We start from the raw sequence: 13,218 nt of genomic DNA, 5'->3' as shown, positions 1-13,218 counted from the left end.
GAGTATGATTTAAAGCCATTTCTTGCTGTTTTATGGTCATTATTTTTAGCAGGATTTGCCTCTTTCTCATCGTTGTAAGGTAGTGAATAGTAAACATTTTCTCATTTATATATAAAATTAGTTATTTTAATACAATAAGATAGAATGCATTTCATAAAGAAATACTCATAATCTTTGGTCTTATTGTTAATAGAAACTCATATTATTATATTGAGCAAAATTGAATTTTAACTTAACAATTCATAGGCTGTGATGGACAAGTACTCATGGGAGATGAGAGCGAATGACAACGGAAAAAATAGATGTAAATTCTGTAGTGGATCATGCGAAATTTAAGCCATTTCATTTCAATGTGGTTGCTTGGTGTTTGCTCATTATCTTATTTGACGGCTATGATCTAGCAATTAATGGTGTGACTTTGCCATTACTAATGAATGATTGGGGCTTAAGTGCTGTCCAGGCAGGCATGTTAGCCAGTACAGCTCTTGCTGGCATGATGTTCGGTGCGATGATCTTTGGCTCACTCGCAGACAAGATCGGTCGTAAGAAAGTGATCATGATCTGTATTGTATTATTCAGTGGTTTAACTTTTGCGGGCGGTTTTGCTTCAAATCCAACTGAATTTGGTATTTTACGCTTCCTTGCCGGGCTCGGTATTGGTGGGGTGATGCCAAACCTGGTGGCATTGACTTCGGAGTATGCCCCACAAAAAATGCGTAGTACCTTGGTCACGACCATGTTCAGTGGGTATGCTGTAGGCGGTGTAATGGCAGCACTACTAGGTTCATGGTTCACGCCAAGTTTTGGTTGGCAAATCATGTTCTTTATTGCAGGTATTCCATTATTTTTATTACCCTTGATCTGGAAGTTTTTGCCTGAATCACTCGCGTTTATTGTGAAACAGAACAGGCAGGCCGAAGCACGTCAAATCGTACGTCGCTTGGCACCAAATCTGACTGTAACAGAGAATACGATATTCACTTTACCACAGGAAAATGTGCCTGAAGCAGCTAACGTAGTGAGTTTGTTCCGTCGTGGCCGCGCGGTAAATACCTTGCTGTTCTGGGTCGCGTTCTTCACTTGCCTGTTAACCATGTATGCTTTAAGCAGCTGGTTACCGAAGTTAATGATGGCGGCAGGCTACTCGATGGACAACAGTCTGATGTTCATGATGGTGATGAACGTTGGTGCAGTCGTGGGTATTGTCGGTGGTGGTATTCTTGCAGATCGTTTCCACTTGAAACCGGTACTGATGGTTCTGGGTATTATGGGTGCGATTGTGATGAGCCTGATGGGCTTCCAGTCGAATACCTTCCTGCTTTACATCTTGGTGTTCTTGGCCGGTGCAGCGTCGATTGGTTCACAAATGCTGTTATATAGCTATGTTGCGCAGTTCTACCCACTTGCGGTGCGTTCGACAGGCATTGGCTGGTCTTCTGCGATTGGCCGTATGGGCGCGATTGTAGGGCCGATCCTGATTGGTGGCTTACTGGGTATGAACCTACCTGCTTACTTCAACTTTATGGCAGTCGGTTTACCGGTTCTGATTACTGCAATTGCGGTTGCATTGATCATGCATGACAATGAGTCTGAAAAAATTGGTTCAATTGAGCCAGCAGTGTCTAAAGCTTAAAGCCAAGTATTAAATAAGAAGCCTCCGAAAGGGGGCTTTTTATTGTCTAGAAAATTTTTAAAGATTATTATCTTAAATAATAAGCAAGTAGGAAAAATAATGAAAAAAGATTGGAAGTCGGTTAATGAGTGTTTTTTATTTAATTTAACGAACTGGTTTCTGTTAATTGCTGGATTAATAAATTTGGGTGTAGGAACTTGGTCTTCTTATTTCGGTAACACACCTATTGCTATTACTTCTTTGACAGCAGGGTTAGTATTATTATTTGCTGCGACAATCGACCGATTTGAGTCATTGAAAGGATTAGGAGTAGAAGCTAAGACTAGACAATTAGATAAAAAATTAGAAGAAGCTGATAAGGCATTAATCTATCTTAAAGAGATGACAGCTATAACAGCTAAAACTCTTGTCGAAATTCAAAGTAATATCGGTAGATTTGATGGAGCTCCTACATCTGAAGAGTTTATTCAATTTGCTGATGATATTAGAAAAATAATGAAAAAAACTGGATCTAATGAACAAGATATACATGAAGTTTTAAAACCTTGGGCTAAAACTTTATGTATGGATCTAAGTTTTAAGAAAATTAGGAGTTTACGAGCTGCTTTAAATGAAAAAATTCAAGATTTAGATAATCAAATTAAGGAAATTCCTCAACCAATTAATTCTTCTCACTCTTCTCGTCATAATGATCTTCTTGAAAAGAAATCTAGAATCTCTACATATCTCCAAAATGATTTAAGTAAGTTACATTTAATTGAAATAGATGACTATCCTGAAAAACTATTAAAATTATACGATGATGCACCATATCTAGAAAAAGAAAAAATTGAAAACTTAAAAAAAGAGCTAGAATTGTTTATACCTGAAATGAAGTTATTAAAATTTGAGAAAAAAGTTGATAACAAATATTTATGGATAAGAGCACTTAAGGAAACTTGAGATTTAACTTAGACAGTGTTTAATTATTTTAACTACTACGAAATTATCTAGGATATTGTTTTATGAAACTCAACTCATTCTCCCCAATCCCTGAAGATGATGACGAACTGCATCTTCCTGAACTGGTGTACTGGGCATCCTTAGGTGATATTGATCAAGTCGAGCAGGGCATCAACGATGGTCTGGACGTCAACTCTGCCGATGAAGAAGGCTATAGCGCCTTACATGCAGCAGCTGAAAATGATCATTTAGAGGTCGTGAAGCTATTGATTAGTAAAGGTGCGGATATTAATCATCGCAGTACTTATACAGCTTTAGAACTTGCTAAAATGGCAGGAAATCAAGAAATAGTGATTTATCTAAAGAGCTTAAAAGGAATAGCTTAAATCACTTAAATACAAAAAAGCCCTATCACGATGAGAGGGCTTTTTTGTATGCATTGCTTAGGTATAACGGCTGTTCTACCTCACGTCCTGATGCTCAAACTTATAATTATTGTTTTAGGTTTGGGAAACATCCTGTTTCCTGATGAATTCAGAATAAGAAAATTATCTTGAAGGAGATAGAGGTTCATAGAACTATTTTATGTACGTTACGTCTTACACAACCCACCAGACAAAACGAAATGAAAAGTTTGTTACCAATAAAAAACAGTGATTTTCAATATTTTACTTAGAATAAAAGTGATGAGCTATTTGAATGGCAGAGGATAATAACGATGAAAATGTTCCGACAGCGTATGCTGACCACAATCATATTAATCAGTACATCAAGTTTAACAGCCTGTAATGCACAAACTGACGCTGTGAACTCTGCATCCAAGTCAGCCCCAGAAACGCCATCTTCCAAACCTTCTTCAGGTTTAGTTAATCAAACTTATAAACTGACGAACGTCGCACAGTTTAATGAACCTTGGGCGATTGCCTCTTTAAAGGATGGACGTTTACTGGTCACTGAGCGAAAAGGAAAATTACAATTATTTGATCCTAAAACTCGACAACAGGTTGAAGTTAAAGGCATCCCTAAAGTGGCATACGGCGGGCAAGGAGGCCTTGGTGATATTGCCTTGCATCCACAATTTGAACAGAACCATCAAATTTATATAAGTTATGCAGAAGCAGGACCGGGCGGTTATGGTGCTGTAGTTGTTCGGGGTGAGTTAGATTTATCCGATGCTCAAAAACCGCAACTTAAAAATTTAAAAACCATCTGGAAACAGGTGCCTAAAGTCCAAGGTCAGGGCCATTATGCGCACCGGCTGTTATTTGGGGCTGATGGCAAGCTCTGGATTAGTTCCGGTGAACGTCAGAAGTTTGATCCTGCACAAGATATGCAATCCAATTTAGGCAAAATCTTACGTTTAAATGATGATGGTACACCTGCTTCAGGTAATCCATTTATGAATCAAGGAGAGATCGCAAAACAGGTCTGGTCATTGGGCCACCGTAATCCACTTGGCATTGCATTTGATCCTAAAGGGAAACTGTGGGTGGCTGAAATGGGACCTAAAGGTGGCGATGAGCTCAATCTCATCATAAAAGGTGAAAACTACGGTTATCCGATTGTTTCAAATGGCGATCATTATGATGGAAAAGATATCCCTGACCATCCTACCCGTCCTGAATTTAAAGCTCCTGAGATCAGCTGGACACCTGTCATCTCTCCATCTAGTTTGATTTTTTATAAAGGTAATCAATTTCCAGCATGGAAAAATAAGGCCCTAATTGGCGGCTTGTCTTCTGAAGCGATTGTGGTGGTTGATACAGAAACGAAGCCAGTAAAGGAAGTACAGCGCCTAGCCATGAAACAACGTATTCGTGGTTTAGTTGAAGCCCAAGACGGTTCAATTTGGGTACTCGAAGATGGTAAAAATGCAAAATTGGTTAAAATGACTGCAAAATAATTTCAATTTCATTGGATTATAAAGCCCGATTCAAAGATCAGACTTTCAAAGATAACAGCCTAAATCCTTGGGTCGAATTATGTTATGAAGGATTGTTTTGTTGATTGAGATTAAAGTTTGATATTTCAGCATGAGGTAGATTTTGGTCATTTAATTGAGCTTTTCGACAAGTGGGTGGCTCACTTTAAATCACAATACAAATAGTTATAAGAATAAAATAAATTTAAAAAAAAGCCCCGACATCCTGTCGAGGCTTTTTTATATTCATTTTAAAGGTATAACTCCTGTCCTACCTATCAGCGTCCTGCTGTTTATTGCCTATCATTATTGTTTTGTGATTTAGAGACTTCCTGTCTCTGTATGGCTTAAATATAGCGCTTAAATTAATACGTGAAAAGTGGAGATATTCGGCAGCTGTTGTAAGCTAAAACCTACACAGGTGCTTAAAAAATATCAGGCACTCACATATTGAATCAGTTTATCTAAAACAGATCTGAGATTTTTGTTATCAAATTCATTCGGTTCAAATTCTTCAGTTTTATTGCGTGAGAAGATGTCCCGAATTTCAATCACCGCATTGCTATCGACTAAACCGAGCTGGGTTCCAACTTGACGGATTTGATCAATCGAGCGTGAGCCATTGGTTGCACCATAGCCAATATAAGCCGCCGGTTTACCTTGCCATTCTTTGCCTAAGTAATCCAAAGCATTTTTAAGCGCCGGACTATAACCATGGTTATACTCAGGGCTAATCAAAATAACGGCATCACCCGAAGCAATTTTGTCAGCCCATTCTTGTTGTTTGGGCTGATCATAAATACCGGTCAGAGGAGGGTGGCTACCTGCAAAAATAGGCAGGTTCCATTCTTTTAAATCGACCATTTCAACCTGAACGGTACTAAAATTGGCTCTTTCAATACTGCGCTGTACCCAACGTGCCACTTTTATGGCTGTACGCCCCTCGCGAACACTACCGACAATAATCTGAATTTTCATCTTGAACCTGTGTTTTTTTATCAAGTTATGCTCTAAATTAGTCTGAATGTGTTGGGCTGAATATGAGGGATTTGTATCTCCCAAATGTAAAAAAGCTCCCGAAGGAGCTTTTTAAAAATCATCCCTTAGATGATCTTTTACATTAGTTTAATACCTTGTTGACCGGCAGGCGTCACTTTAAAGATTTCCACTTCAAAGGTAATATTTTTGCCTGCAAGTGGGTGATTAAAATCAATTTCAGTAATATCTTCACCGACTGATTTCACTACCCCAAATAGGCTTTGTTTGGCTTTATCTTCAAACTCAATCATATGACCGACAATCGGTGTCTGTTCGAATTTAACGGTATCAAATTTTTGCACGTTTTCAGGGTTCCAGGGACCGAACGCATCTTCGGGAGGAAGACTGACAGTACGACGGTCACCGGCACGTAAACCAAACAGTGCTTTTTCAAAACCAGGCAATAAGCTGCCATCACCCATCACCAGGCTTACCGGTTCTTCACGGCTACGGGTGTTGTCAATTTCCACACCGTTTTCAATAGCCACCGAAAAATGCAGCTCTACTTTCGAGCCTTCATTAACACGAGTTTCTTCGTTTGGATTAATAATTTCAGTCATTGTGTTGCGCTTCCGCACGTTGAATACGTTGCTTTTCTAGGAAAAAAGTATCGATCAGCATTAGAATAGTCCCAACAGTAATGGCACTATCTGCAATATTAAAAGCAGGAAAGTGGCTGTTGTTGTAGTAAATGTGAATAAAATCGACCACATAACCCAAAGATACGCGGTCAATTAAGTTACCGATCGCCCCACCCAAAATCAGGGCAATCGCCAACGGTAAAATTCCCATTTTTTTCGGCATGCGCATCAGCCAAAATACAAAAATTACAGACACTAAACCTGCCAGTGAGGTAAAGAAATAACGCTGCCATCCACCGGCATCGGACAAGAAACTAAAGGCTGCACCATAGTTATGCAGTAATGTCCAGTTTAAAAAGGGCAGTACCGGCACAGGATCTGCATAATTCAGATGTGTCGTTGCAATCCATTTGGTCCATTGATCCAGAATAATCGCCACAATGGATAAACCCACCCACATCAGATTGTGTGGGTAGAATTGGAATAAGCCCTTTTTAGCTTGTGGATTAGGCATATTTTCTCTCTTCGCCTTGACCTGTAGGAAGGTTAATAATACAACGAGAACAAAGACCTGGATGTTCGTGATGTGTATTCACATCTGGTAGTACATGCCAGCAGCGTGCACATTTTTCACCTGTCGCGGCCGATACTTTCACACGTAGGCCTTCAAGATCCGTTGCTTCACCTTGTGCTTCGTCAAATGCATTTACAATCACAGTCGATGTGATCAGAACGAAACGAAGTTCATCACTTAACTGATCAAGCACTGCTTTCAATTCAGCATTTGCCCAAAGTTCAACTTTGGCAGACAGGTTAGAACCAATCAGTTTGGCATTACGTGCAGCTTCAATTTGCTTGTTCACTGCAGATTTAACGCTAATTAAAGTTTGCCAATCCGCTTCTGAAACCAGGTTGGCTTTCGATGCAACCGGAATGTCATACCATTCAGTGGTGAACACGTATTTCTCAGTTTGACCCGGAATTAAAGGCCAAGCTTCTTGAGCAGTAAAGGTCAAGATCGGTGCCATCCAGCGAACAAAAGCCTGTACCAGGTGATACAAGGCAGTTTGTGCAGAATGACGTGCTTGCGAGTCTGCTTTGGTGGTGTACTGACGGTCTTTGATGATGTCTAAATAGAAACCACCCAAGTCATTAATACAGAAATTGGTCAACGCGCTTGCCACGATATGGAAGTTCATATCTTCATAAGCTTGCTGAATGGTTTTTTGTACGTCCGCTGCGCGTTGCAAAATGTATTGGTCTAACGCAATCAACTGATCGACTGGCAATGCATCTGTAGCCGGTTGGAAACCATTCAGGTTTGCCAACAAGAAACGCAAAGTATTACGGATACGACGGTAACCATCAGAAGCACGGCTAAAGATTTCTTTACCCGCGGTCATTTCATAACGGTAATCTGCAGATGCGATCCAGAAACGTAAACCATCTGCACCCATATCTTTAATGATGTCTTGTGGTGTGATCACGTTACCAATGGATTTCGACATCTTGCGGCCTTTCTCATCGACCACGAAGCCGTGTGTCAACAAGCCTTTATACGGTGCGCGTTCGTTGATGGCAATTGAAGTCAACAATGACGATTGGAACCAGCCACGGTGCTGGTCTGAACCTTCAAGGTATAAATCAGCAGGATCAGTCAATTCTTCACGTTCACGCAGCACGGCATAATGGGTTGTACCCGAGTCAAACCAGACGTCTAGCGTATCGCGTACTGCATTGTAGTGCTCAGCATCGGCACCAATGAAGTCTTTCGCTTCACGGTTATACCAGCCATCAATCCCTTCCTGTTCAATCAGTTTAGCAACTTCTTCGATCAGTTCAGGCGTACGTGGGTGCAGCTCATTAGTGTCTTTATGCACGAAGAACGGAATTGGTACACCCCAAGTCCGTTGACGCGAGATACACCAGTCCGGACGGCCTTCAATCATCGCCTGAATACGGTTTTTACCCCAATCTGGGACAAAACTGATGTCATTTTCAATCGCGTTTAAAGCGCCTTGGCGTAACCCTTTTTCGTCCATGCTGATGAACCACTGTGGGGTCGCACGGAAGATAATTGGGGTTTTATGACGCCAGCAATGTGGATAGCTATGTTTGATGACCACATGTGCCCACAGCTTGTTGGCTTCACTTAATGCAGCAATAATTTTTGGATTGGCTTTATAGATGTGTTCGCCTGCAAAAACAGGTGCAGTCGGTAAATACACACCGTTACCACCCACAGGATTATCGACTTTCAAGTTATACAGTAGGCCCACTTTATAATCGTCTACACCATGGCCCGGTGCTGTATGTACCGCACCTGTACCGCTGGTTGCAATCACGTGTTCGCCTAAAATTACAGGAACCTGACGTTCAGTAATTAAAGGATGTTGTAATTGTAAGTTCTCAAGTTTGCTACCGGCAAAATCAGCAATCACTTCAACGGTGGTAAAGCCATAGCGTTCAGTTGCAGATTCCACCAAATCTTTGGCCAAGATAAAGTTTTGCGCGGCTTTTTCGTCGCCACGTGCTTTAACAAGTTGATATTCAATGTCCGCATGCAGGGCAACCGCCTGGTTCGCAGGAATGGTCCAAGGCGTCGTTGTCCAGATCACGATATCGGTTGAGTCTTTAACTTCTACGCCCAAACGAGCCGATAAATCTGCCAAATCAACAATGGTAAAGCCAACGTCGATGGCATCCGATTTTTTATCTTCGTATTCAACTTCAGCTTCAGCCAAAGATGAACCACAGTCCAAACACCAGTTGACTGGCTTAAGACCCGGTTCGATATGACCTTGTTTTTGGATTTCACCCAGCGAACGCACGATATTGGCTTCTTGCGCAAAATTCATGGTCAGGTAAGGATTGTCCCAATCCCCAAATACGCCCATACGCACAAAGTCTTTTTTCTGTAATTCGACTTGAGTATAGGCATATTCGCGGCAATGTTTACGGAACGTTGCAGCATCGACTTTAACGCCGACTTTACCAACTTTTTCTTCAACTTTAAGTTCAATCGGTAAACCGTGACAGTCCCAACCCGGAACATACGGTGCATCAAAGCCATCCATAATACGGCTTTTGATGATGATGTCTTTAAGAACTTTATTTACCGCATGACCCAAATGGATTTGACCATTTGCATATGGAGGGCCATCGTGAAGCACATATTTTTTCTTGCCAATACGCGATGCACGAATCTGCTGATAAATGTTGTCGGCATACCACTCTTCTAACCATTTCGCTTCACGTACTGCGAGATTTGCTTTCATCGCAAATTCAGTACCTGGGAGGTTTAGCGTGGCTTTATAATCCACTGCATTTTCAGGAGTTTGCTTATCGCTCATGCAAGTTGTCTTCCAATTTAATCAGTCTTAGGCTGACGCGTTTTACAATAAAAATGTGGGATTTAAAAGGGAAAATTGGGGGTATTTTGTCGAAACTCAAGCAGTTTCTCAACATCATCATCAATTCCCGCTTTCAATGCTTCAAGCGAAGGGTAGTCCTTTTCACCATGTAAATAGTTCAAGAACGTCACCCGCATTAACAGGCCATACAGATTAGCAGAAACATCAGGAAAATGTACTTCTAATCGCCATTCAGGATGCTGCTGTTTGATGGTGGGTCGTGTACCAACATGTCCTGCACCAAACAGGGCAGTTGGTTCATAGCCTGCAATCCCCAGTTTTTCAGGATTGTCGGCTTTTACTTTGTCTTTTAAAGATCCGGTTTCACATAATACTTCAACGCCGTAAATCCCGTTTAGACACGGTTTATGACGATTTAAACGGACGTTAATGGTTGGGAAATTAATGGTCCGTCCAATCTGATCACCATATTGTACCCGGCCGGTGATGCTATATGGACGTCCTAGGAGCTTTGCAGCCAAAGCTAAATCGCCGGCTTGCAGGGTGTGACGAATCCGGGTCGAGCTGACGCGGTGTCCATCCAATGCAATCGTATGCAAGTTGGTGACCTGAAAACCGTAGGCCCGCAAAAATTCACTATTGCCTTGACGGTTTTTACCGAAATGGAAATCGTCGCCCAGAACCAGATGTTCTGCATTGAGCTTTTGTTTGAGAATATCTGCAAAGCTTTCAGCATTTAAGCTACGGAAATGATTATCAAATTTCGCAATCGCGATATAGTCGACCCCGAGTTCGGTTAAGTATTCGACTTTTTCACGCAATGAGCTAATGCGTGGCGGTGCTTCATAGCCTTTAAAGAACTCTAAAGGTTGCGGTTCAAAAATCATCACCAAGGTTTTTAAATTTTGTGCTGCGGCAAGTTGTTTTAATTGTGCGATCATTGCCTGATGACCCAAATGTACACCGTCAAAATTACCAATCGTAACGGCAGTTTTTGGCAATTGAAAATTTGGCGCTAAAGCATTCAGGCGGAGCAGCTTCATGGGCGAATCAATAAGTGAAAAATTATCAGGGCTATATATTGCCATAATCTTGAGCGTTCGTCTTGTTGTTGTGTTTTCAACCAAAAAAATTATTGGATATCTACCTAAAAATAGTGGTGTAGAAAGATCAAAATATAGATTGATTCAGGACAGATTTTTAAGTTTGCACTCTTCCTTTAATTCTTTTCTAATGGGTGCAGTTTTGAGTTGGCAAATAAATAAGGTACTACAATGTCGGATTTGGCTTTAATTATGGCACTTCCCAATGAATCGAAAGGTTTGTTTGAACAAGCGGGGATTCAAGTGCATTACAGTGGTATTGGTAAAGTCAATGCTGCATTTAAAGCCTTTGAAGTGATTCAAAAAACCGGTTGTAAGACCTTACTCAATTTGGGCTCAGCAGGAAGTTCTCAATTTGATGCACATGCCTTGGTTGAAGTGACGACTTTTGTGCAACGCGATATGGATGTATCGCCATTGGGTTTTGCGGTCGGCGTTACACCTATGGATGATGACCATCCTGCAGAAATTCATTTAGAGTCTTATTTTCAGCACCTGGAAAAAGGCACTTGTGGAACAGGCGACAGCTTTGAAACAGGTACGCCGAAAGTGCCATGCGGTCTGGTAGATATGGAAGGCTATGCACTTGCGAAAGTCTGCAAGAAGCTGGGCGTGCGGTTAATTTCCGTGAAATATATTACTGATGGTGCGAATGACACAGCGCATTTGGATTGGGAAGAAAATTTATTATTGGGTGCGCAAAAGTTATTAAAATTATATCAAACGGTCAAATAAGCAGAGTAGGGTTGGAAATTCGGCGACCATAGTTGTCTATGGTCGTATGCCAAAATTATCGTAGACGATAATTTAAGAATTATAATTTAAGAATCATGGGCGCGGAATAACGCCGTATAACATCATATGGACAGTATGTTGGATGATCCGCTGCTGCATACTACGGTTACGTAAGGTTTTACCGGTCACCATTTCCATTTGGGTGGCAAAATCTGCATAGTTTTGGGTAACCGCCCAAATATTCAGAATTAAAAGCTCAGGATCAATTTCCTTGGAAATTTTACCTTGCTCTTGCCACATGGTAATGACTTTGGCTTTACGCTTCACCAGTTTCTTTAATGGACCTTTTAAAATTGGCAAAATATGCGGTGCACCTTGAATCACTTCCAAAGCAAACAGTCGCGATGCTTTCGGCTGGGTACGCGAAACCTCAATTTTTTGCAATAAATAATTGGTGATCGCTTCTTCAGGCTCAAGCTCTGTTTCTAGCATTTGCAGTGGAGCAAGCCACTTCTGTAATACCGTGGTGAGTACTTCAACGTACAGTGCTTCCTTATTTTCATAATAATAGAAAATATTGGATTTGTGCATTTCAGCAATTTGAGCAATCTCGTCTAAGCTTGCCCCATTAAAACCGTAAAGGGAAAATACATCCAGTGCAGCATTCAGCAGTTGATGTCGTTTTTGTGTACTCTTTTTTTGTTCCATTGGTCATTTAAAAACAATTAAAAGTGGAACCTTAAATTGTACGGCAAATCGTCAGATTTGTGCACAGGCAAAAGTTTTAATTTTATGAATAATGGCGATTTATTTTTTAGATCAGCTATTAAATTGCCAAGTTTTCGACCAATGCAAAAAGATGCTTTAAAAGAGGGTAGAAAATAGCGCGGTAAAGATCGTTAAAGAATTCAATAAGATTGAACTTTTGTATTTTGTTGAACGACTCAGTTAAACACCCAAGTCATAAATGAATGATTAAATTAATTAAAGAATAAGGTGAGGTTTATATAACCTCATCATGAGATGAGCCCAAACCGGTTATCAGGATGTGCTCATTTCAAATGTAAAAAATCATGTTGCCAATACAGCATTGAGAACTTGCTGCTCTAACTCGCTAAAAGCGTAATCTTTTTTGCGTGGTCGTGCTAAATCCACTTTAAATTGTTTAGCAATATGACCTTTATCAAGCAAAATAATTCGATCGGCCAGTTGTACTGCTTCGCTGACGTCATGGGTCACCAAAATGGCAGTAAAGCCTTGCTCATGCCAAAGTTTTTCAATCAAGCTCTGCATGTCTAAACGGGTGAGAGCATCCAGTGCACCGAGTGGCTCATCCAACAGCAAGATGCGAGGCTTATGTGACAATGCACGTGCAAGCGCAGTACGCTGACGCTGACCTCCTGAAAGTTGAGAAGGCCACAATCCCGCTTTTTCTTTCAGTCCGACTTTTTCTAACAGGGCAGAGGCATTGTCTTGATGCGCTTTGGCTAAACCCAACTGTACATTCTGTTCAATGCTACGCCACGGCAAAAGTCGCGGATCCTGGAACATGACCCGAATGTCATCACTGCTAATGCCCTCGCGAATATGTCGTGCCGATTTAAACTTGATTTCACCATAGCTGGGTTGTTCTAAATCGGCAATCAGACGAAGCAGGGTACTTTTACCACATCCGCTACGCCCAACAATGGCAAGAAATTCACCGGGTTGAATATGCAGGTCTAAATCTTCCAGAACGGTGACATCACCATAGAATTTATGCAGCTGCTCAATCAGAATTTCTGCACCGACCACTGCGCTTGGATTAATATCTGCAGTTGCCGACTGTTTTGGTGCAGCCGGATCTTCTGCGACATGTCGCCCTATACTTAAATCAGTCATAATTTATTCC

Annotated in this window: 13 protein-coding genes; 6 read left to right on the top strand and 7 right to left on the bottom strand. The window is 41.1% G+C overall.

Translation table 11 applies throughout. The features are described 5' to 3' along the window. Positions 1–283 precede the first annotated feature (283 nt). The 4 genes from ACP69Y_RS14210 (at position 284) to ACP69Y_RS14195 (ending at position 4,478) form a co-directional block, all read left to right on the top strand. Positions 284–1,633, top strand: a complete 1,350-nt coding sequence (locus ACP69Y_RS14210) for an aromatic acid/H+ symport family MFS transporter (protein ID WP_425919025.1) — start codon at positions 284–286, stop codon at positions 1,631–1,633. A gap of 99 nt (positions 1,634–1,732) precedes the next feature. Next, positions 1,733–2,575 carry a hypothetical protein gene (locus ACP69Y_RS14205; protein WP_425919024.1) on the top strand — a complete coding sequence of 281 codons (843 nt, stop codon included), beginning with the start codon at positions 1,733–1,735 and terminating at the stop codon, positions 2,573–2,575. Positions 2,576–2,637: 62 nt separating this feature from the next. Continuing rightward, complete coding sequence (locus ACP69Y_RS14200) at positions 2,638–2,961, top strand: ankyrin repeat domain-containing protein (RefSeq protein WP_425919023.1); 324 nt, start codon at positions 2,638–2,640, stop codon at positions 2,959–2,961. A 332-nt stretch (positions 2,962–3,293) separates the two neighbouring features. Further along, entirely contained in the window at positions 3,294–4,478 is a 1,185-nt protein-coding gene (locus ACP69Y_RS14195; protein WP_425919022.1) for a PQQ-dependent sugar dehydrogenase, read from the top strand. A 453-nt stretch (positions 4,479–4,931) separates the two neighbouring features. On the opposite strand, the gene ACP69Y_RS14190 is transcribed toward ACP69Y_RS14195, so the two are convergent. The 5 genes from ACP69Y_RS14190 to ribF form a co-directional block, all read right to left on the bottom strand. After that, positions 4,932–5,474 carry an NADPH-dependent FMN reductase gene (locus ACP69Y_RS14190; protein ID WP_425919020.1) on the bottom strand — a complete coding sequence of 181 codons (543 nt, stop codon included), beginning with the start codon at positions 5,472–5,474 and terminating at the stop codon, positions 4,932–4,934. 137 nt (positions 5,475–5,611) lie between these two features. Next, entirely contained in the window at positions 5,612–6,094 is a 483-nt protein-coding gene (locus ACP69Y_RS14185; RefSeq protein ID WP_425919018.1) for an FKBP-type peptidyl-prolyl cis-trans isomerase, read from the bottom strand. Further along, positions 6,087–6,629 carry a signal peptidase II gene (lspA, locus tag ACP69Y_RS14180; RefSeq protein ID WP_425919017.1) on the bottom strand — a complete coding sequence of 181 codons (543 nt, stop codon included), beginning with the start codon at positions 6,627–6,629 and terminating at the stop codon, positions 6,087–6,089. Before lspA ends, ACP69Y_RS14185 begins: the two co-directional genes overlap by 8 nt. Beyond that, positions 6,622–9,468, bottom strand: a complete 2,847-nt coding sequence (gene ileS, locus ACP69Y_RS14175) for an isoleucine--tRNA ligase (RefSeq protein ID WP_425919016.1) — start codon at positions 9,466–9,468, stop codon at positions 6,622–6,624. The genes lspA and ileS overlap by 8 nt, the downstream gene beginning before the upstream one ends. A gap of 62 nt (positions 9,469–9,530) precedes the next feature. Further along, positions 9,531–10,532 carry a bifunctional riboflavin kinase/FAD synthetase gene (gene ribF / locus ACP69Y_RS14170; protein ID WP_425919015.1) on the bottom strand — a complete coding sequence of 334 codons (1,002 nt, stop codon included), beginning with the start codon at positions 10,530–10,532 and terminating at the stop codon, positions 9,531–9,533. Between ribF and ACP69Y_RS14165 the strand changes: the two genes are divergently transcribed. Together ACP69Y_RS14165 and ACP69Y_RS14160 are read left to right on the top strand one after the other, a co-directional pair. Further along, complete coding sequence (locus ACP69Y_RS14165; RefSeq protein ID WP_425919014.1) at positions 10,531–10,782, top strand: hypothetical protein; 252 nt, start codon at positions 10,531–10,533, stop codon at positions 10,780–10,782. The two genes, ribF and ACP69Y_RS14165, sit on opposite strands and share 2 nt — an antisense overlap. Next, positions 10,764–11,327 (top strand): 5'-nucleosidase, encoded by a 564-nt coding sequence (locus ACP69Y_RS14160; RefSeq protein WP_425919013.1) that lies wholly within the window; start codon positions 10,764–10,766, stop codon positions 11,325–11,327. Before ACP69Y_RS14165 ends, ACP69Y_RS14160 begins: the two co-directional genes overlap by 19 nt. Positions 11,328–11,420: 93 nt before the next feature. Here ACP69Y_RS14160 and ACP69Y_RS14155 read toward each other — a convergent pair whose 3' ends face one another. Continuing rightward, complete coding sequence (locus tag ACP69Y_RS14155; RefSeq protein WP_425919012.1) at positions 11,421–12,035, bottom strand: TetR/AcrR family transcriptional regulator; 615 nt, start codon at positions 12,033–12,035, stop codon at positions 11,421–11,423. A 363-nt stretch (positions 12,036–12,398) separates the two neighbouring features. Further along, positions 12,399–13,208, bottom strand: coding sequence for an ABC transporter ATP-binding protein (locus ACP69Y_RS14150; RefSeq protein ID WP_425919011.1), 810 nt, complete (start codon positions 13,206–13,208; stop codon positions 12,399–12,401). Positions 13,209–13,218: the final 10 nt, after the last annotated feature.

The sequence above is a fragment of the Acinetobacter sp. TSRC1-2 genome, from assembly GCF_049895885.1.
GTDB lineage: Bacteria > Pseudomonadota > Gammaproteobacteria > Pseudomonadales > Moraxellaceae > Acinetobacter.
The sequence above is the reverse complement of the archived record's forward strand: the minus strand, read 5'-3'. Positions and strand labels throughout refer to the sequence as shown.